General features: G+C 40.5%; 20 protein-coding genes. 17 read left to right on the forward strand and 3 right to left on the reverse strand.

Annotated elements, in window-relative coordinates; translation table 11 throughout:
- Window positions 1-9 precede the first annotated feature (9 nt).
- Complete coding sequence (locus tag I4Q58_RS04595) at window positions 10-765, forward strand: head GIN domain-containing protein (RefSeq protein ID WP_203294177.1); 756 nt, start codon at window positions 10-12, stop codon at window positions 763-765.
- Here I4Q58_RS04595 and gldA read toward each other — a convergent pair.
- Window positions 746-1666, reverse strand: a complete 921-nt coding sequence (gene gldA / locus I4Q58_RS04600; protein WP_203294179.1) for a gliding motility-associated ABC transporter ATP-binding subunit GldA — start codon at window positions 1664-1666, stop codon at window positions 746-748. The two genes, I4Q58_RS04595 and gldA, sit on opposite strands and share 20 nt — an antisense overlap.
- 225 nt (window positions 1667-1891) lie before the next feature.
- Between gldA and I4Q58_RS04605 the strand changes: the two genes are divergently transcribed.
- Window positions 1892-2983 (forward strand): bifunctional 3-deoxy-7-phosphoheptulonate synthase/chorismate mutase type II, encoded by a 1092-nt coding sequence (locus I4Q58_RS04605; RefSeq protein ID WP_203294181.1) that lies wholly within the window; start codon window positions 1892-1894, stop codon window positions 2981-2983.
- A gap of 50 nt (window positions 2984-3033) precedes the next feature.
- On the opposite strand, the gene I4Q58_RS04610 is transcribed toward I4Q58_RS04605, so the two are convergent.
- On the reverse strand, window positions 3034-3489 hold the full coding sequence (locus tag I4Q58_RS04610) for a hypothetical protein (protein WP_203294183.1): 456 nt from the start codon (window positions 3487-3489) through the stop codon (window positions 3034-3036).
- A gap of 92 nt (window positions 3490-3581) precedes the next feature.
- Between I4Q58_RS04610 and rsgA the strand changes: the two genes are divergently transcribed.
- The 10 genes from rsgA to rlmN all read left to right on the forward strand — a co-directional run bounded on the left by rsgA (window position 3582) and on the right by rlmN (window position 14865).
- Entirely contained in the window at window positions 3582-4532 is a 951-nt protein-coding gene (rsgA, locus tag I4Q58_RS04615) for a ribosome small subunit-dependent GTPase A (RefSeq protein ID WP_203294185.1), read from the forward strand.
- A gap of 4 nt (window positions 4533-4536) precedes the next feature.
- Window positions 4537-4989 carry a D-aminoacyl-tRNA deacylase gene (dtd, locus tag I4Q58_RS04620; protein ID WP_203294187.1) on the forward strand — a complete coding sequence of 151 codons (453 nt, stop codon included), beginning with the start codon at window positions 4537-4539 and terminating at the stop codon, window positions 4987-4989.
- 31 nt (window positions 4990-5020) lie between these two features.
- A complete protein-coding gene (locus tag I4Q58_RS04625; RefSeq protein ID WP_203294189.1) occupies window positions 5021-6955 on the forward strand; it encodes a DUF3857 domain-containing protein in 1935 nt (644 codons plus the stop codon).
- Window positions 6948-8975 carry a DUF3857 domain-containing protein gene (locus I4Q58_RS04630; RefSeq protein WP_203294191.1) on the forward strand — a complete coding sequence of 676 codons (2028 nt, stop codon included), beginning with the start codon at window positions 6948-6950 and terminating at the stop codon, window positions 8973-8975. The genes I4Q58_RS04625 and I4Q58_RS04630 overlap by 8 nt, the downstream gene beginning before the upstream one ends.
- 2 nt (window positions 8976-8977) lie before the next feature.
- Complete coding sequence (locus I4Q58_RS04635) at window positions 8978-9304, forward strand: nucleotide pyrophosphohydrolase (RefSeq protein ID WP_203294193.1); 327 nt, start codon at window positions 8978-8980, stop codon at window positions 9302-9304.
- Between the two features lie 63 nt (window positions 9305-9367).
- Complete coding sequence (locus tag I4Q58_RS04640) at window positions 9368-9607, forward strand: hypothetical protein (protein WP_203294195.1); 240 nt, start codon at window positions 9368-9370, stop codon at window positions 9605-9607.
- Window positions 9607-10839, forward strand: coding sequence for a 3-phosphoshikimate 1-carboxyvinyltransferase (locus I4Q58_RS04645; RefSeq protein WP_203294197.1), 1233 nt, complete (start codon window positions 9607-9609; stop codon window positions 10837-10839). Before I4Q58_RS04640 ends, I4Q58_RS04645 begins: the two co-directional genes overlap by 1 nt.
- Before the next feature lie 81 nt (window positions 10840-10920).
- Entirely contained in the window at window positions 10921-11970 is a 1050-nt protein-coding gene (queA, locus tag I4Q58_RS04650; protein ID WP_203294380.1) for a tRNA preQ1(34) S-adenosylmethionine ribosyltransferase-isomerase QueA, read from the forward strand.
- Window positions 11971-12108: 138 nt separating this feature from the next.
- Window positions 12109-13770 carry a T9SS type A sorting domain-containing protein gene (locus I4Q58_RS15720; protein ID WP_203294199.1) on the forward strand — a complete coding sequence of 554 codons (1662 nt, stop codon included), beginning with the start codon at window positions 12109-12111 and terminating at the stop codon, window positions 13768-13770.
- 45 nt (window positions 13771-13815) lie between these two features.
- The gene (gene rlmN, locus I4Q58_RS04660) at window positions 13816-14865 is read left to right on the forward strand and encodes a 23S rRNA (adenine(2503)-C(2))-methyltransferase RlmN (RefSeq protein WP_203294201.1); all 1050 of its coding nucleotides are present in this window, start codon (window positions 13816-13818) and stop codon (window positions 14863-14865) included.
- Between the two features lie 70 nt (window positions 14866-14935).
- Here the strand turns inward: rlmN and I4Q58_RS04665 are convergent, their stop codons facing one another.
- Window positions 14936-15757 carry a T9SS type A sorting domain-containing protein gene (locus I4Q58_RS04665; protein ID WP_203294203.1) on the reverse strand — a complete coding sequence of 274 codons (822 nt, stop codon included), beginning with the start codon at window positions 15755-15757 and terminating at the stop codon, window positions 14936-14938.
- A gap of 98 nt (window positions 15758-15855) precedes the next feature.
- On the opposite strand from I4Q58_RS04665, the gene I4Q58_RS04670 reads away from it, so the two are divergent.
- The 5 genes from I4Q58_RS04670 to I4Q58_RS04690 all read left to right on the forward strand — a co-directional run bounded on the left by I4Q58_RS04670 (window position 15856) and on the right by I4Q58_RS04690 (window position 21273).
- Window positions 15856-16011 carry a hypothetical protein gene (locus I4Q58_RS04670; RefSeq protein WP_203294205.1) on the forward strand — a complete coding sequence of 52 codons (156 nt, stop codon included), beginning with the start codon at window positions 15856-15858 and terminating at the stop codon, window positions 16009-16011.
- Window positions 15998-18535 (forward strand): alkaline phosphatase family protein, encoded by a 2538-nt coding sequence (locus I4Q58_RS04675; RefSeq protein ID WP_203294207.1) that lies wholly within the window; start codon window positions 15998-16000, stop codon window positions 18533-18535. The genes I4Q58_RS04670 and I4Q58_RS04675 overlap by 14 nt, the downstream gene beginning before the upstream one ends.
- 94 nt (window positions 18536-18629) lie before the next feature.
- A complete protein-coding gene (locus I4Q58_RS04680; protein WP_203294209.1) occupies window positions 18630-19607 on the forward strand; it encodes a polyprenyl synthetase family protein in 978 nt (325 codons plus the stop codon).
- Between the two features lie 345 nt (window positions 19608-19952).
- Complete coding sequence (locus I4Q58_RS04685; protein ID WP_203294211.1) at window positions 19953-20519, forward strand: RNA polymerase sigma factor; 567 nt, start codon at window positions 19953-19955, stop codon at window positions 20517-20519.
- The gene (locus I4Q58_RS04690) at window positions 20506-21273 is read left to right on the forward strand and encodes a hypothetical protein (RefSeq protein ID WP_203294213.1); all 768 of its coding nucleotides are present in this window, start codon (window positions 20506-20508) and stop codon (window positions 21271-21273) included. Before I4Q58_RS04685 ends, I4Q58_RS04690 begins: the two co-directional genes overlap by 14 nt.
- The last annotated feature ends 5 nt before the right edge of the window (window positions 21274-21278 follow it).

Genomic DNA, 21278 nt, shown 5'->3' on the forward strand with positions numbered 1-21278 from the left:
AAAAACAGGATGAAGAAATTAGCATACATTTTTATTTTGATAACGGTACTCGGATGCGATTCTGAAAAGGGCCTAAATTGCTTTCAGGCAGCTGGCGATATTATTCAAGAGGAAGTAACTGTTTCTGAATTTGATAAAATCATTGTTTGGGAACGGGCACAACTCATTATTCAGCAAGGTGAAACACAAAAAGTAATCATTGAAACAGGTGAAAATCTTTTGAATGATGTTGAAGTCAGTGTAGATGAAGGAACCCTCAACATTTACAATAACAATGGTTGCAACCTTGTTCGCGATTACGGGATTACAAAAGTATACGTAACCAGCCCCAACATTACAGTAATCCGAAACAGCTCTGGCCTTACCGTAGAAAGTATCGGTACCCTTTCCTATGAAAATCTAACATTACTGAGTGAAGACCAGGAAAATGAGGATGGCTATCACATCGACGGGAATTTTAGGTTGCAATTAGCTGTTGACCGATTGGATGTTATTTCAAATGGGCTTTCCAATTTCTATCTTTCAGGCACGGCTTTAAATGCTTCCATAGGCTTATACGCCGGCGATTCCAGAGTAGAGGCGGCAGAACTTTCGATAGACAACCTCTACGTGTTTCACCGAAGCACCAATCAGATGATAGTCAATCCACAAAACCAACTTAGCGGAAAAATTGTGAGTATTGGAGATGTCATCTCTGTGAATGAACCGCCAATAATAGAAGTTGAAGAATTATATACTGGTCGTCTTATTTTCGAGCTCCCGTAAGCTCCACAAATAGTTTTTCCAAGGTGGTATTTTTTTGATGAAGCTGAAGAATCTTCAGTCCATTGTCATGGGCAAAGTCGAAAACTGACGGGCGCATGTCTTTTTCTGTTGAAAAGGTGATGTTGTAAACGAAATGGCCCCCTGGATTTTCAATTTTTGAAACATGTGGTATTTTTTGAAGCGCTACCGTTTCTACCCGATAATCAAACTCGACTTCAACAATTTGCTGCTGTCCTTTTTTCAGTTCTTCCATACTTCTATCCAACACAATGCTTCCCCTATCAATTATGATTACACGATCGCAAATAGCCTCAACTTCCTGCATGATGTGGGTTGAAAGCAAAACGGTTGTCTTTTCGTGTTCTTCCGATTTCCCGATATTCTTGATCAGTTCACGAATTTCAATTAGCTGGTTGGGATCTAGCCCTGTCGTCGGTTCATCCAAAATAAGCACTTTCGGCCGATGTAAAAGTGCAGTGGCCAATCCTACACGCTGCCGATATCCCTTGGACAGTTGCTTTATTTTTTTGTGGGCTTCAGGTGTAAGTCCGGTCTGTGAGATGACTTCCACTATGCGCGATTTATCAATACCGTAGGTCTCTGCTTGAAACCCGAGATACTCCTTCACATACATATCGGTATAAAGCGGATTGTGTTCTGGCAAATAGCCCGTATGAAACTGAACTTTCTTTGGTTCTTCTTCCACCGAAAACCCAGCGACAGCCGCTGATCCTTCCGAAGCCGCTAAATAAGTAGTCAAGATTTTCATCATCGTGCTTTTACCAGCTCCATTTGGACCTAAAAAACCGACGATTTCACCTTCTTTTATAGTGAAGGAAACGTTATCTAATGCCTTTTGGGCACCATAGGTTTTGGTAATATTTGAAACGGTTATTGACATACTTTCAATAGCAAATGTACGTTTTTTGAAACAAGACGAACTGTCAAATAATTGATAAAAAGAAGGAAGGAAAAAAATTTTCACTACTTTTATACCAATGAAAACAGCACATAAAAATAATTCTACAATTTGGTGGTATATAGACCAACGATAAAGTAGTGGGAATATTTTTATGAATACGATATAAGTGAAGGTCCCATGTAGGGGCCTTTTTATTTTTAGGAAATGGAAAATAAGAAAGAATTAAGGAGTTGGTTAGATGCGTTCAATCTGTCGCACCCCTTGGTAATTGCAGGGCCGTGTAGCGCCGAAACCGAGGAACAGCTATTAAAAACTGCGCATCAATTGAAAGAAACCGATGCAACGGTATTGCGCGCCGGAATCTGGAAACCCAGAACACGTCCTGGAAATTTTGAAGGAGTCGGAGCGTTAGGACTAAAATGGCTTCAAAAGGCAAAAGAAGAAACCGGGATGCTAACCACGACCGAGGTTGCCAACCCACATCATGTTGAGCTAGCACTGAAACACGATGTTGATATTCTTTGGATCGGCGCTCGAAGTACTGTTTCACCCTTCATTGTGCAAGAATTGGCAGATGCCTTAAAAGGAACCAATAAAACAATTTTGGTCAAAAACCCCGTCAATCCAGATTTAGCCTTATGGTTGGGAGCGGTAGAGCGACTGCATCAAGCCGATATTAAAAACTTAGGGGTCATTCATCGCGGGTTTTCGACCTATGAAAAAACAAAATATCGAAACAATCCCGAATGGCAAATACCGATTGATTTAAAAAACAGATTTCCGGACCTCCCATTATTTTTGGATCCTTCCCATATTGCAGGGCGTCGCGACATTATATTCGATCTTTGTCAAACGGCCTTAGACCTAAATTACGACGGTTTAATGATCGAAACGCATTACGATCCAGAAAATGCATGGAGCGATGCAGCCCAACAGATAACACCCGAACGGTTAGACCAAATTACCATCGATTTGAGAATTCGTAAAAAGGGAGATGAGAAAATTGCTTTTCAAAACGAACTGAATACCCTTCGCACCCAAATTGATGTAATCGATAATAAAATAGTTGAGATGTTAGGGAAGCGAATGACGATTGCCGATGCCATCGGCGAATTGAAAAAGGAGCATAACGTTGCCATTCTTCAGGTAAAGCGATGGAATGAAGTATTGGGCAGAATGATTTTAAAGGGAGAGGAAAGCAAATTGAGCGAAGAATTCATTCTTCGATTATATAAGGCTATCCATCAAGAATCGATAAACCACCAGAAAAAAATAATTCACCCCAACCAAGAATAAAAAAAGCCCCAATTTGAAATGGGGCTTTTTCTTTTCGATATAGAAAACGCTTAAATTGCTCTTTTAAAGATATAGCGCGTAACATAAATTCCGTTTGAGTCGCCTTTACCACCATAGCTTTCCACGCCACTATTTACAAAGGCAAGCTCCCAACCATCTGCACTCATGGCATTCAGCTTCGAAGTGACCAATGCATCATTGGCTGCGATATTCTGGAAACGGATACCACCTAGATTAAAAAAGTTAAGCAACTTCGTTTCATCAAACCCCTTTACACGAATATCTGATCGATCGGATTTGTTACGAGAGTTATCTTCTTCCGTTTGGGTGGTGGTAAACTCCATATAGTCACGGCTTTCATTCGCCACAATCATGCGGGAACGTCCCACCCCATTTGGGACAATACTTTCCACAACCGTTACAATTTGAAATTCATAGGTTTCTTGGGCGTTTGAAGTGTGAATAGCACCAAGCAGTAAACATACAAGCAGTAAAAGTTTTTTCATTGTAATTGGTTTTTAACGTGTTTTTAAAATAATGCGGTAAATATATATCATTGAAAGGCGTGGTTCTCTTTTTTTTTCGAATTTTGTGGATCATGAGGGGAACCGTATACAAATCGACCGGAAGTTGGTATACCGTTAAATCGGAACAAGGCGACTTTTACGAATGTAGAATAAAGGGGAAGTTCCGTATTGGAGGCATCAAAAGCACAAACCCCGTTGCTGTAGGCGATCATGTCGGGTTTGATGTGGAAACCAAGGGCGATGAGACCGTTGGAATCATCCATACTATCGAGGATCGAAAGAACTATATTATCCGTCGCTCAGTGAATCTTTCGAAACAAACCCACATAATAGCGGCCAATATCGATACAGCCTTTTTATTGGTTACCCTTACCAATCCTATTACGTTCACACCCTTTATCGATCGCTTTTTGATCACTGCCGAAGCGTACGATATTGAAGCCATATTACTTTTCAACAAAATAGATACGCTTTCCGAAGAGGAGATGCTGGAGATGAAGTACTTGGCTTCACTCTATCGATCTATTGGTTACCATTGTATCGAAATTTCAGCTAAAACGGGTCATAACATTGAAAAGGTAAAAGATTTGATGGAAGAAAAGGTGTCTATGTTTTCCGGACACAGCGGCACTGGAAAATCGACCTTAGCCAATGCACTGGAACCAGGATTAGAATTAAAAACTGCTGAAATTTCGGACCAACATCGACAAGGACAGCATACCACAACATTTGCCGAGATGTTCGATTTATCGTTTAATGCCCAGCTAATAGATACGCCTGGGATTCGAGGCTTTGGGGTGGTGGAAATGGAAGCCGAGGAAATAGGTGATTACTTTCCAGAGTTTTTTGAGCGTAAACAGCACTGTAAGTTCCATAACTGTATGCACGTAAATGAGCCCAAATGCGCCATTAAGGAAGCGCTCGAGAATAACGAAATTGCTTGGTCGCGCTATAAAACATACCTTCAGTTATTGGAGGGCGACGATGAGCCTTACAGAAGGGATATCTATTCAGAAAAATAACAATATGAGAGCAGTATTACAAAGGGTTTCGGAGGCTTCGGTGGAAGTAGACAGTAAAACGGTTGCTTCTATTAAACACGGATTAGTGGTATTGTTGGGTATTGAAGATGAGGATACATCAGATGATATCAGTTGGTTGACACGAAAGATTGCGAACCTCAGGATCTTCCCCGATGAAGAAAACCATATGAACATATCGCTAACCGATAGTGGTGGGGAAATTATAGTTGTTAGTCAATTTACCCTACATGCTAGCACCAAAAAAGGAAATCGTCCATCTTTCATTAAGGCCGCAAAACCTGATACTGCAGTGCAATTATACCAGCAGTTCGTGCAGCGACTTGAAAAAGAATTGGATGGAAAGGTGCAAACCGGTATATTTGGCGCGATGATGAATGTTTCATTGGTAAATGATGGCCCAGTAACCTTGGTTATCGATACCAAAAACAAGGAATAAATTTCCGCTCCCCATAGTAAAATTTAGATTGATGCCCCATAAATTTGTACTCCTTGTACTGATACTTTTTTCAAGTTCATTGTGTGCGCAAGACAGTCATTATAACACGCTACTCCTTCCTTCAAAATTGAAGGAAAAGGCGAATAGCGTTACCTGGGAAGAAACCTATGAAGTTGATGTTCGTGAAGGCGACAAGATGATATATCGATATCGCACTGCGGTGGCCGTGTTGAATAAACTCGGCTCTGATGATGTTTCGACCTACACTTATTATGATGATGACACCAAGGTAAAAAATATTGAAATCTGGGTCTATGATGCCCTGGGAAACGAAATTGAGCATTATAAAAAACGTGATTTTGATGACATCAGCGCCCATGATGGCATTTCAATTTATAATGATGATAGAGCGCTATATTTAGACTACACCCCTACCACTTATCCTTATACTTTAGTGTTCGAGTCGGAAACCGAAAGTAACACCACCGCTTTCTTACCAACCTGGCGCCCAATTTGGGGCTACCATACCGGTACCAAAAGCAGTACCTATACATTACGCTACGACCCTGCCAACAAACCTCGCTATTTATCAAAAAACCTTTCAGGGTTTGATATCAGTGTCACTGAAGAAGAAGATAGAATTGTTTGCACGGCAAAGGATATAGCTCCTATTGTACCAGAAGCCTATAGTCTTTCGCATACTGAAATAGTTCCTCATATCGCTTTTCAGTTAGATGAATTCTATTTAAAAGGCGTAAAAGGAAATGGTCGGAATTGGAAGGAGTTGGGAAGCTGGATGGAGACCGCTCTGTTAAGCGACGGAAAAGAACTCCCCGAAAGCACTATTTCCCACGTTAAATCATTAGTAGCAAATGAGACTACCAACATCGGTAAGGCGAAAATAGTATATAATTATTTACAGAATAAAGTACGCTACATCAGTATTCAGGTAGGAATCGGAGGCTGGAAACCCATGCCAGCAGCCGATGTTGATCGATTGGGTTATGGCGATTGTAAAGCACTCACATTTTATACCAAGACCTTATTGGAAGCGGTCGGAGTTCCATCTTATTATACTGTGCTTTATGCAGGAGACCAAGAACGAGATCTGAATCCTGAGTTTTCTGGGATTATGGGAAACCATGTTATTTTAGGAATTCCAGAAGGAGATGAAATTGTATGGCTGGAATGTACAAGCCAATTAAGTCCATTCGGATTTGGTGGAAATTTTTCAGACGATCGCGATGTTATGGTCATTACTCCAGAAGGTGGAGCGATTGTACATACAAAGAAATTTTCGGCGCAGGAGAGCTTTCAATATCAAAATGCTGAAATTAAAGTAACACCCGAGGGTGGTATTCAAGGAGTTTTAACAACTAATTCTGGCGGCCTTCAATACGACGACAAATTTCATCTTGAAACTTATGATAAGGAAGAATTGGACGCCAGCTATAAAAATAGATGGGGATATATAAACGGATTATTTCTGAAAAACATTCACCTAGAAAACGACAAACAGAACATCCAATTTAAAGAAATCATCGATTTTCAAGCCCCAAATTTTGCCTCTAAGGTCGGGGATGGATTTTTGTTACCACTAAATGTTTTCAATAGAAGTGTAGACACTCCTCCTAGGAGCAGAAACCGTCGGTATGGTTTTAAAACGGCAACGGCATATCAGGATATCGACAGCATTAGCATCACTCTTCCCAAGACTTATAGAGCTGATGCATTACCTGAGCCCGTGACGATTGAAAATGTCTTTGGAAGCTATGAGTTGAAGGTTGAGGAAGGCGACAACCGCCATCTCAATGTGTATAGATCGCTTACAATGCGGAAGGCTTCCTATTCGAAAGAAGCGTATTCCGAATTTCGAAAATTTCTACGGAATATCTCCCGTTACGACAATAGTAAAATTTTAGTAATCCAAGATAAGACTCCCCCAAAAACCCAAACAAATGATTAAAAAGATTACACTCCTCTGTATTTTTATTTCAACCTTCTCTTTTGGACAAGATTTTAGATTTGGAAAGGTTTCCAAAGAGGAACTTATGGAAAAACAGCACCCTAAATATCCAGAAGCCGATGCGGCAATTTTATATCGTGAAACAAAGACACACTTTGAGTATAGCCAAAATACCGATTTTCATACCGTAACTGAAGTATTTGAACGCATCAAAATTTACAACAAGGCCGGAATGGATTGGGCGAAAAAAGCGATAAAACTTTATCAAGGAAATGGTGTCATGAACGACAAAGTAAGTGGTCTAAAAGGATATACCTACTATTTGGACGGGAATAAGGTAAAAGATGAGAAACTCCGTAATGATGGTATATTTGAAGAAGAAGTAAGTGAGTTCATGGAGGTTGTACGTTTTGCACTCCCCAACGTTACCGAGGGTTCAATAATTGAATTCAAATACACCTTACGGTCTCCTTTTATCGGAGACATAGAGCCCTATCGGTTTCAGGAAGAGATTCCGGTTAATAAAATTGAAATGAGGTTTAGTGCCCCAGAGTACTTTAATTATAAATTGCACCAACGCGGAGGGCTATCATATAACATCAATGAGAGTGGAGGCGAACGCACTATTAACTATACGTACGAATCCCGACCTCAAAATAGAAATGGAACATACGGATCAAACCTACAGCGCGAAACAGTTAATACAAAGCTCACATTTACCGAAAAAGACTATGAAGTATCATTAACCGATGTTCCACCTATTGAAAAAGAGGCATATGCAGGCAACATCAATAATTATACTGCCACACTTCAGTTCGAATTATCCTATATTAGCATTCCAAACAGGCCCTTAAAAATGGTGTCCACAAATTGGGACAATGTATCGGAGTCGATATATAAGTCTAGCGGGTTTGGAAAACAATTGGCTAAAAGCAACTATTTCGATAAAGATTTAAATCGAATATTAAAGGATGCTTCCAATAACACTGAAAAGGCCATTCGAATCTTTGAATATGTGAAAGCAAAAATGAATTGGAATGGATACCTTGGAATATATTCTCAAGAAGGGGTTAGAGATGCTTATAAAAAAGAGGTTGGTAATGCAGCTGATATTAATTTAATGCTGGTTGCCATGTTACGAAATGCAGGTATCGATGCGAATCCTATATTAGTGAGTACAAAATCGCATGGTATTCCAATTTTTCCGACACGCAATGGTTTCAATTTTGTAATCGCAGGAGTGGAAATACAAAATTCTGTAGTTTTAATGGATGCTACGGACAAAGAAAGTATCCCTAATCTGCTTCAGGAAGAATTACTGAACTGGAAAGGTAGGCTAATCAGAGAAGATGGGAGTTCTGCTTGGGTATCACTTATGCCAAAAGACATTGCAATGGAAAGCTGTATGATGCAATATTCTATAGACCCCCAAGATCTGATAGCAATCGGATCGACAAGAACTCAATATTCAGGACATTTTGCCATGAGTAATCGTTCTAATTTTCGAAATGTATCTAACTCAGATAGAATTAAGCTATTAGAAAAATCAATGACAGGGGTAGAAATTGATAGTTCATCTATTGCAAAAATGGAGAATAGCTACGAACCTCTTAAGCTAACTTTTGACTTCCATGCTCCAGAAGCCGTAGAAAAAATTAGTGACAAACTATATTTGTCACCTATGCTTTTTCAAGCAATTGAAGAAAACCCATTTAAATTGGACGAACGTAAATACCCAATAGACTTTGGGTATCCGCACATGAAAAGGTACTTAATTACAATTTCGATTCCAGAGGGATATACTGTAGAGACCATTCCTGAAAGTGTTAATTTTGTTATTCCTAATGGTAAGGGTTCTTTTAAATATATTGTAAATAGTACGAACAATATGCTTCAGTGCTCTGTCGAATTTTCAATAGAAAATTCATTTATGGCTTCAAATGCCTATCCAGAAATAAAGAAGCTATTTGAAATAATGGTGAAAAAAGAAAACGAAAAAATAGTTCTTACAAAAGTCTAACTATGAAACTGAACGATGCACAAAAAGCTGTCGATGAATGGATCCAGGAACACGGGGTTCGCTATTTCGATGAACTTACAAATATGGCCCAACTTACCGAAGAGGTCGGTGAAGTTGCTCGAATCATTGCGCGTCGTTATGGCGAACAGAGTGAAAAACCAAGCGATAAGGATAAGGATTTAGGTGAAGAATTAGCCGATGTCGTATTCGTGGTCTTGTGCTTAGCAAACCAAACCGGAACAGATCTGCAGAAGGCCTTCGACAAAAAACTTGCGTTGAAGGCCAAACGCGATCACGATCGTCACCATTCCAACAAAAAACTGAAATAAGCGAGAAGTAAGCGAATACATCCATCTTCTTAGTGTAGAAACTTAATATGAAATCGGAATAAAATGTTTCAAAAAGTAATTCAACATAAAGGCTTTTGGCGCTCGGTAGTTTCTCTTGGACTCGCATTTATAATTTTGTTTCATCTCATAAAATGGGCAATAGAAGGGTTTACTGTTAGCTATTTTACCAAACAAGATCCGCTACTTTTCTTTGGCGGCACTATTTTAGCAGGATTATTCTATGGCTTCTTGGTATCTTTCGGAAAGTTCCGAAGAAAAATAAAAGAGCAACAAGGCCAATAATGATAGCGTTTCTTTCAACCGGTAAGATTCCGGAGCGCCAACCAAAAATAAGCATACCTGGTTCCAAAAGTGTTTCCAATAGATTGCTGATCCTGCAAGCATGCTATCCTACCATCAATATCGAGAATATATCTGATAGCGACGACACCAAAGCTATTGAAAAGGCACTGCAAAATCCCACCAATACAATCAACATTGGTCATGCGGGAACTGCCATGCGCTTTTTAACAGCCTATTTTGCTTCGCAGGAAGGAAGTACTGTCATGCTTACCGGTAGCGAACGCATGCAACAGCGCCCTATTGAACCCCTGGTTACTGCGCTTAAAAAGTTAGGTGCTTCCATTTCCTATACAGGTAAAAAAGGATATCCGCCATTGGCCATCGAGGGCAAACCATTGCAAGGCGGTGCAATTGAAATCGACGCCTCCATTAGCAGTCAGTTTCTCTCCGCCTTACTACTTGTAGCCACTTCTTTCAAAAACGGACTTCAGCTTCACCTGAAAGGCACCATTACCTCCCGTCCCTACTTGGAAATGACACTTTCACTGTTACAACAGTTAGGCATAGCTGTTCAGTTCAACGGAAATACGATTTCAATTCTACCCAAAAAGGAAGTATCACCAACCCGCATTGCGGTAGAACCCGATTGGAGCTCGGCCTCTTATTTTTACAGCGCATTGGCACTACTGCCAAAACCGATGACCTTCGAATTATTGCATTTTTCAGAAACATCATTGCAAGGAGACGCCGTCTTATCCTCTTTGTATAAATCTTTCGGTGTAACCACAACATTTACCGAAAGTGGAATGCTATTGCGTAACGATGTACCTACACAAGAATCCGAAATAAACCTAGATTTAATCGAGCAGCCCGATCTTGCGCAAACCATAGTTGTAACAGCTTTAGGACTGGGAAAGGCCTGTACTATTTCAGGCTTACGCACCCTAAAAATAAAAGAGACAGATCGGTTGCAAGCCTTACAGAACGAAATAAAAAAACTAGGCGCCACCGTTACTATAACCGACGATTCCATCTGTCTTGAGCCTATCACTTCCCTAACACGCAACTGTACTATCGCCACCTATCACGACCATCGTATGGCGATGGCTTTTGCGCCACTTGCCGCAAGGGTTCCCATTCGGATCGAAAACCCGCAGGTAGTTACCAAATCTTTCACCACTTTTTGGAAAGAATTGGAAAAAATCGGAATATCGGTCACTTTTCAAGAATAAATTGCTCATTTACTTGACATCCCCTATACTGACATTGTATATTTGCAACTTTTTAAAGCTAAAAAGCAACTTGCTATGGGAATGAAACTCTCGAATTTCAATTTCGACCTTCCAAAAGAATTATTAGCAGAATATCCTGCTCCAAATCGCGATGAAGCGCGCTTAATGGTACTAAACCGAAAGGAAAAAACCATCGAGCATAAAATGTTCAAGGACCTTATCGATTATTTTGAAGAAGATGATGTATTGGTGTTGAACAACACAAAGGTTTTTCCTGCGCGACTTTTTGGTAATAAGGAGAAAACAGGCGCTCGTATCGAAGTATTTTTACTTCGTGAACTGAATCCTGAAACAAGATTATGGGACGTATTGGTAGATCCCGCTCGTAAGATCAGAATCGGAAACAAACTGTACTTTGGCGAAGACGAATCGTTGGTAGCTGAGGTAATCGATAATACAACCTCTCGCGGACGTACTCTTCGGTTCCTTTTCGATGGTTCATATGAAGAGTTCCGGAAAAAATTGACCGAGCTTGGCGAAACACCACTTCCAAAATATATTAAACGCGATGTGGAACCTGAAGATGCAGATCGTTACCAAACCATCTTTGCAAAAGAGGAAGGTGCTGTTGCAGCGCCAACCGCGGGTCTTCACTTTTCTAAGCATTTGCTAAAGCGACTTGAAATTAAGGGAATCAATTTCGCAGAGATTACGCTTCACGTAGGACTCGGAACGTTCAGTCCTGTAGAGGTGGAAGACCTCAGCAAACATAAGATGGATTCAGAGGAAATTCATATTCCAGACAATACCGTTAGCACTATTAACACTGGGATTCAACGCAAGAAACGTGTCTGCGCCGTCGGGACCACGGTTATGCGTGCATTGGAAAGCTCGGTTTCTTCAGCAAACACGCTAAATCCGTACACAGGATGGACGAATAAATTCATTTTTCCTCCGTACGATTTCAGTATTGCGAACTGTATGGTGACTAACTTCCATACCCCTAAATCGACACTCTTAATGATGGTATCGGCCTTTGCTGGTCACGATTTCATGAAGGAAGCGTATGAAGAGGCTGTAAAAGAGAAATATCGATTCTTCACCTATGGTGATGCGATGTTGATTTTATAACAAATCCTTACTATAAGTAAAAAGCCTGCAATCTGCAGGCTTTTTTTATATACAATACATCGGTTTTTCATCTGAAAGTAAAAAGTTTACGAAAAATATTGTATCTTGATTTGTTGAATCCAAAAGGAGATTTTTCGAGTGAAGAAACAATACTTTTTCGTTCTCATTGCAATCCTTGTGTCGGTTTTTTCGCATGCGCAACAGTATGAAGCAGATGAACCGCTAAGTTGGCATATACGTACTCTGGAAGATCCTAGTGTTTTCAATCTCCCTCCCATCGACCTGCAGGAGTTGTACGAAGAAGACCTAATTAACGACCGAGATAAAACCATTCCTTGGCGCTATGGAATTGTTCGCGATATTGAAGTAAATGTTACCGAGGTAGGCTCGGAAACTATTTTAGACAATGGCGACAAGGTATATCGCTTAGCCATTACCTCTCCGAATGCTGAAAATATCAGTGTTAACTTTGACGACTTTTTTATTCCTGAAGGCGGAAAATTGTTTTTATACAATGCAGACAATTCTGAATTGTTACTTCCACTTTCGTCTGATCAAAACCGTTCGAATCGTACCTTAGGCTCTTGGTTTTTGAATGGGGAGACCATCTATGTGGAATACGTACAAACAGTAGACACCAACGAAACGGTATCGCTACGCATTGGTAGTATCATTCACGGCTATAGAATGGGAGCCGCAGAACGCTATGTCGATCAAAATCGCGGCCTGAACGACTCCGGGGCCTGTAATATGGATGTTAACTGCTTTATCGGAAACGATTTTGAGCAGAAAAAGGCGATGCTTAAGAAAACCGTAGCACTCTTAAATTTGGGGAACGGATATTTATGTTCAGCAACCCTCATAAACAATACAAATAATGATAAAACTCCGTATTTGTTGACAGCCAACCACTGTTTGCAAAACAGTGATCCTGCCTATTGGTCGGTTCGTTTTAATTGGATGAGTCCAAATCCTGTATGTGGGGAAGATGCGCCTAGCGCTGATATTGAAACCAATTTCACGATGAGTGGGGCCGAATTAAGAGCATCTAACGAACAATCTGACTTTGCATTGGTTGAAATGCAAAACTCGATTCCTGAGACATGGGACGTTGCGTTCGCCGGTTGGAATATTACCGACGAACTTCCTTCATATGAAGTTGGGATTCACCACCCGCAAGGTGATATAATGAAAATATGTCGCGACGATAGTGGCGCCATCCACGAGAATGCCAACGGTGTAGATGTTTGGCTTATCGGTGGCGGCTCTGTAGGCGAAGGTAATGGATGGGAAATAGGAACTACGGAAAGTGGAAGTTCGGGATCGCCTCTTTTCAACCAAAATGGTCATCTTATCGGCCAGTTGTATGCTGGTGAGGCCTTTTGTGATGGCCTTGAAAATAATGGCGGGTATGATATCTATGGACGTTTGGCCGTTTCATGGCACGGGGGTGAAACGCCTGAAACAAGACTAAAAGAGTGGCTAGACCCCCAAAATACAGGACAGGTTATTTTATCATCCATTGAAAATGCCCTGAACACTCCTACCTTCGACCCTTCCGAAGCGCTTCAGGTATATCCAAATCCCGCTTCAGGTTTCTTGAACATTGTCAATAACCGATATCCTAACCTCCATTTCAATCTTTTTGATGTTTCCGGTAGAGACGTTAAACACGGCGGCATGTCGGATACGCTTAGCACTATTTCCGTAGCTGATCTTCCAAACGGAATTTACTTCTTAAAACTTACCGATCGCGATAACGAGAATTTCATTACCAAGAAGATTATTATTCAAAACTAAATTCTACCATTTTCTAAAGGCTTTTTATTATCGTACTTTTGCAGCGTGAATTCAACCGTTAAAAAAGACATAAGAGCACTCACTAAAAAGGAGTTACAGCAATTCTTCGTAAGCAAGGGTGATCGATCCTTTCGTGGATCGCAGGTATATGATTGGCTATGGAACAAAGGCGTTCATGATTTCGATGCCATGACCAATCTTTCCAAGGAAACCCGAGCCCATCTCGAGGAACATTTCGTTATTAACCATATTGAAGTAGACAGTCTTCAGAAAAGCAATGACGGCACCATTAAAAATGCGGTCAAGCTACATGACGGTTATGTTGTGGAGTCTGTATTGATTCCCACAGGAAGCAGGTCGACCGCCTGCGTTTCCTCTCAAGTAGGCTGTAGTTTAGACTGTGCCTTTTGTGCTACTGCAAGGTTAAAGCGTATGCGAAACCTGAATCCAGATGAAATTTACGATCAGGTGGTCGCTATCGACAGGGAAAGCAAACTATATCATGACCGTCCGTTATCGAATATCGTTTTTATGGGAATGGGCGAGCCTTTGATGAACTATAACAATGTGCTTGCTTCGGTTGAAAAAATCACCTCAGACGAAGGATTGGGAATGTCGCCTAAGCGAATTACACTCTCCACTTCAGGAGTTCCCAAAATGATCAAAAAATTAGCAGACGACGAGGTGAAATTTCATTTAGCCGTTTCGTTACATTCGGCGATTCAGGAAACTAGGGAGCAGATTATGCCTTTCGCCAAAAACTTCACCTTAGAAGACTTACGAGAATCGCTTGAATATTGGTATCAGAAGACCAAACGTCGCATCACTTACGAGTATATTGTTTGGAAAGATATTAATGACACTCAAAAGGACATCGACGCCTTGGTACAGTTTTGCAACTATGTTCCCTGTAAGGTAAACTTAATTGAATACAACCCTATAGACGATGGCGATTTCCAACAGGCCTCAAGCGCAGCCACCGATCATTATATAAAGGCGTTGGAGAACAATCAAATTCCCGTGACGGTTCGTCGTAGCCGTGGAAAGGATATCGATGCCGCCTGTGGTCAGTTAGCAAACAAGTCGAAGACATAAATGTGTCAAAAGAGAACATAAAAAAAGCGACTCGATTGAGTCGCTTTTCTATTTTATAAGATGCTAATAATTACTTACGAACAACTTTAAAGGTTTTGTTTGCACCGTCGATAGTAACAGTTGCAAGGTAAACGCCGCTGTTTAAAGATGCAAGACTAATTGTTTCTGTATTGCTAGAAAGCGCTTTATTAATTACTTGCTGTCCCAATACATTATGCAATTGTACATTTTGCATTGGCGCAGTAGCACGAAGCTCAAGATCGTTGTTTTGAGTAGTAAAGTAGTTGAAGTTAGCAAAAACCTCATCTTCAACACTAAGTCCCTGATCACCTGCTGCAATTGCAGTATCCGGAGTTGCCTCAAAAGCAAAATCCTTAATTGTCATAATATTATCACCATTAACATCAGTATCCATACGGATCCATCCATAATGTGTATTACCACTAAATTGGAAGGTTATTCCAAGGTATCCATCAGTAACGTCTCCACACCACTCGCTGTTAGCGTAGTTACACCCGTAATAGTTTAAGTCACCTCGCTCGCCTGCGGTAGTGAAACTTTGACTTGAATCGATCATATCGCCTTCAGCCATCAATAATGGATATTGGAATCCACCTGAACTGAAACCTACAAATGCCGCTCCAGCAGAATCTGCAAAAACGATAGCTGCATTACCACCAGCTAAATCTGCAGGGTTGGCAGGACGAATTCTTGGAGTACCGTCACCAGTAATATCCATTTCGAAATCATCACCGACGTTAAGCACCTGATCAGGATCGATATCTACATACTGAATCTGACCGTTGGCCTCAGCCACACCAAATGCTGCCGCTGACATAGCACCATATTGCAATAATCTTTTAGACAATTTTTTTGAAGTAGTTTTTTTCATAATTTATAGGATTTAAGGTAAATGTTTTGCAGTTTTACCCATGTTTCTTTTCGTAAATATATCGAAAAGATTACAAAAAGTATGAAAAAATCACAAGAATGAATAAAAACAAAGATAAAAGGCAAAAATTTGACATAAATAACATTCCTATTGTAGGATCGCTAGGAATATTAGCCTTAGGCGATATCGGATTTACGGCATGGAGAAAGGCTAAAGTGCTTCACAATCAAAAAAAGGAAAATGAAAAAGAATAAATTGCTTTTAATTGGCTGGGATGCCGCAGATTGGGATATTATATGGCCGTTGATTAAACAAGGTAAAATGCCCGCATTAAAAAGTGTGATTGAAAGAGGCGTTTACGGCAACATGAGTACTATGAACCCACCCTATTCGCCCATGCTGTGGACTTCAGTTGCTACGGGAAAAACACCTGATAAACATGGGGTTCTTGGGTTTATTGAAGTCACCCCAGATAAAAAAACTGTGCGCCCTGTTACGACAACATCACGAAAAACAAGAGCGCTTTGGAACATCTTCCACAACCAAGGCATGAAAAGTAATCTTGTAGGATGGTGGCCAAGTTTCCCCACAGAACCTATTAATGGTTACATTGTTTCCGACAGGTATCCTAAAACACACCGTGATCCAATGAAGCAAACCCCCATGAGTGCAAATTCAATTCATCCGTGGGAAAATAAAGATGAATTCAAGGGACTGCGGATGTTTCCTTTTGAAATAACCGAAGCGCACTTATATCCATTCGTTCCTCGTGCGCATGATGTTGATCAAGAAAACCATAAAGGGCTTAATGCGATTGGTAAAATAGTATCGGAAAACACTTCGTTACATAATGCGGCAACACGGTTGTTGAGAACCAGTGAATGGGATTTTATGGCGATATATCATGACATGATCGACCACTTTTGCCATAGTTTCATGAAGTATCACCCACCAAAACTACCTACTGTAAAACAAGAAAATTATGATATCTTCAAAGATGCCGTAACCGGTTCGTATCGCTTTCAAGATATGATGCTTGAGCGTGCCCTTCAACTGATTGATGACGATACGACTATAATTATTATGTCCGATCATGGTTTTGAATCAGGCGAAAAGCGAATCCTCGAAATGCCGAAAGTACAAGCAGCACCCTCCCTGGAACATCGTCAGTTTGGAATGTTCGTGGCAGCCGGACCCAATATTAAAAAGAATCAAAAAATATTTGGGATGGGATTAATCGACGTGGCACCAACAATTCTTCATCATTATGGACTTCCCATTGGAAAAGACATGGATGGAAAAGTAATTTTGGATATTTTCAAAGAACCTGGCGAGCCTAAATATATCGATAGCTGGGATAAGAAAGAAGGCGATTTTGCCGATTTAGATCTTTCAAACACCGAAACCGATCCCTTGTCGGACGAAGAAACTATGCAACAACTCGTCGAGTTGGGATACGTTGAAAAGCTTGATGAAAAATATGAAAAAGCTATCAGAAAAACCAGAATTGACCTCAAACACAATTTAGCCCGAGTTTATCTTGGTAAAAAAGACCTTTCAAACGCTAAAAAACCATTGCTAGAACTATTAAGGGAAGACGACGATATTGATAAAGCTCCATTTTATATGGACTTAATCAGTATCGCTATTATGGAGAAAGAATTTGAGACAGCTCATGAGTATCTTGGCTTGGTTAAGGATTCTGACACCGAAATCAAGTACAATTTGAAATTTACGGAAGCAAAGATTTTGGAAGAAATCGGTAGGCCAAAAGAAGCTTTGAAAATTCTTGAAGAAGATCGTAAACGTAATGAATCGGGTCAAGTGTTGTTTCGTATTGGAAAACTTCACTTTCAATTGGGAGAATTTGAAAAAGCGCGAGATATATTAGAAGAGGCTATTGAAAAGGAACCACAAAAAGCAATTTTCTATACGGCATTAGCAGACACTCTAGTCCAATTAGAAGAGTATGAAGATGCCGCAAATTATGCATTGACGAGTATCGAATTAGTGAAGTTTTTTCCAAAAGCACATTATGTATTGGGGCAAGCCTTAGAAGGGATGGGAGACTTGGAAAACGCGAAGATAGCATTCGAAATGGCTTCCAAATTAAAACCAAAAGAATTTCACAAAGCTGAACAATCGCTTGAAAATGTAATTGAAAAACTAGAACTCGATATCGAATTTGAGGATAAGGTCTCAAATGTATATCGCAAAAATCAAATTACAGTGGTATCAGGACTGCCTCGTTCCGGAACTTCCTTAATGATGCAGATGTTAGATAAAGGCGGAGTGGATATTCTTCAAGATGAAAAACGAGAGGCGGATGTTTCGAATCCTAAAGGGTATTACGAATACGAGCCTGTAATGTCTCTTTATAAAGACAATTCATGGTTGACCGACGCCCAAGACAAGGGATTGAAGATTGTTGCACCCTTGTTAAAACACCTTGACAAAAAGTTTCGATATAAAATCATTTTTATGAATCGCGATCTCAATGAAGTTATTCAATCGCAACAAAAAATGATTGGGAAAAAACCCGAAGAGTTCCCTATTACCCTATACAATAAATACCAAAAAATGCTATCCAATGTTAACATTTGGAATAAGAAGGAACCCGGTGTAGAAATCCTATATGTTAATTACACGGAAGTGCTGAAAAATCCAAAGCCGGTACTGGAACGAATTGAACGATTTTTAGGTATCAGCTTAGATAAAGAAGCTATGAAAAACTGTATTGACACATCACTCTATCGAAATCGAGTAGAATCTGAATAAGTCAGTTTCATAAAATAGCAGGAAGCGAAGACATTATCATCTTCGCTTCTTTTTTTAATCCTAATCCCTTTTCATGTATTTTTGGGAACAATAGATGAAAATCACCTCACAAATACGATTGCCCATCGATGCCGAGATGGAATTGTTTGAAAAGAAATTTTCAAAGTCCATGTCGTCGCAAGTAGCATTGCTAAATCGAATCACTCATTATGTCGTAAATCGAAAGGGAAAGCAAATGCGCCCAATGTTTGTCTTTCTCATTGCCAAAATGCTGGGCGATGGTGAAGTGAAAGAGCGAACCTATCGCGGTGCCAGCGTCATTGAACTTATTCATACCGCAACCTTGGTACACGATGATGTAGTAGACGATAGTAACCGAAGACGTGGGTTTTTCTCCCTTAATGCCCTTTGGAAAAACAAAATTGCTGTTTTGGTAGGTGATTATCTGCTCTCAAAAGGGTTGTTACTATCGATCGATAATGACGATTTCGATTTGCTGAAAATCATATCGGTGGCAGTTCGCGAGATGAGCGAAGGCGAATTGCTTCAGATTGAAAAGGCGCGTCGATTAGATATTACCGAAGACGTGTATTTCGATATCATTCGACAGAAAACAGCAACGCTTATCGCAGCCTGTTGTGCCATGGGGGCGCAATCGGTATATGCTTCGGAAAAAGCCGTAGAACAGATGCGTCATTTTGGGGAACTCATCGGGATTGCCTTTCAGATTAAAGACGACCTGTTTGATTATGGTGAAGAAAAAATCGGAAAACCAACCGGTATCGATATCAAGGAACAAAAAATGACCCTTCCGCTTATTCACACCTTGAACACCGTTTCAGATAAAGACCGTAGATGGCTTATCAATTCCGTAAAAAACCATAACAAGGACAAGCAACGAGTGAAGGAAGTTATTCAATTTGTGAAGGATAGCGGCGGATTAGACTATGCGGTTTCAAAGATGAAGGAATACCAAACGAAAGCCATGGCATTGCTTCAACCCTATCCAAAATCACCATACAAAGACTCACTCGAATTGATGGTGAATTATGTGATTGAGCGGAAAAAATAAACAAAGCCGTAGGCTGTAGGCTGTAGGCTTTAGGCAGTAGGCGATAGGTTGTAGGCAACTAAAAATCTCCTTTTTCATATTCAAAAAACACACTTTGCCTCTTTGCTCCTTCTCTGCTTTGCCCCTATCTTACTCCCCAACCACCATCTATTGACTTCAGACTCCAGACTCCAGATTCCAGACTCCAGACTTCAGACTTCAGACTCCAGACTCCAGGCTCCAGGCTCCAGACTCCAGAGTTTAGACTCCAGACTTCAGACTAATTTAATTTTTTTCACCCCTCAGGCAACCATTTTGTCATATCTTCCGTCTATATAAATAGAAGGCCCAAACGGCAGCGCGTTTATGAAACTAATTTCATTACATAAAAACTATGCTTCCCTGATCAAAAAGGCGAAGAAGGACAATCGAAAAGCACAACATGCATTGTTCGAATTGTTCGCGCCGAAGATGAAAAGCGTATGCCGACAATACATGAAGGATGAACAGGAGGCAGAGGATGTAATGCTGAAAGGTTTTCAAAAGGTCTTTACACGGTTGGATTCCTTTTCGGGTGAAGGGAGTTTCGAAGGTTGGATTCGTAGAATTATGGTCCATGAAAGCATCGATGCCCTTCGCAAGCGGAAAGTTGAAGTAATGAAGGACGAGGATATTCTCATTAATTCTTTAGATCATGCACAAAAACCAAGCGATGCATTAGAGGTTGAAGATTTGCAGCGTTTGATAGACGCCTTACCCAGTGGATACAAAGCTGTTTTTATACTTTACGTAGTGGAAGGATATAAACATAGCGAGATCGCTGAAATGTTGGGAATTTCTGAAGGCACTTCAAAATCGCAATTGTCGAAGGCCCGACAGCAATTACAGGAATGGGTACACCACCAAAACAAAACAAGCTATGGAACGGAATAATAATATAGAAGAACAACTAAAGACGGCTTTCGAATCGCGAGAGCTACAGCCAAGCGATACTGCTTGGGAACGTATGGAAGAAATGCTGGGCGAGCCCAAAAAGCGCCGCAACCTAAAGCCCTTTTGGTACTTAGCAGCCGCTTGTTTAGTGGGTTTCTTATTACTGACGCCCTGGATCTTTTCAGATACTAACGAAGTTTCCAACGATGCCTTGGTTGAAGAAAACAATGCGTCACCTGAAGAACAAAAACTTCAACCAATTGCTCCGATAGAAATAGTTTCAGAAAAAGAGGAAATCCAACCTGAAACACAGCTCGCAGAAGTTGAAAAGCAGTCAAATAGGAAGCGTCCAGAGAAGGCTTCTTCACCTATAAAAAAGACAGCGATTCAAGACAATACAACCGATAAAACCGAAGCAACTATTGCGAAAGTGGAAACAAAGGAAGAAACAAAAAAAATAGCACCTGAAAATCCCATGGATAAAAAGATTCAGGAAACAGCGAAAAAAGTGCAGACACTGGCAGAAGCAAATCCTAGCATAACCGCTGACGATATCGATAAATTGTTGGCGGAAGCCCAAGCCGAATTAGCCACACAGCGAATCTTGGATGCCAACACCCAAAAAGTAGATGCGGCCGCCCTACTATTGGATGTCGAGCTTGAACTAGAACGAAGCTTTCGGGAAAAAGTATTCGACGCTTTAGGCGATGGCTTTCAAAAAATCCGGACAGCCATGGCCGAACGCAACAACTAACATCA

The organism is Luteirhabdus pelagi (genome assembly GCF_016827595.1).
Taxonomy (GTDB): Bacteria; Bacteroidota; Bacteroidia; order Flavobacteriales; family Flavobacteriaceae; genus Luteirhabdus; species Luteirhabdus pelagi.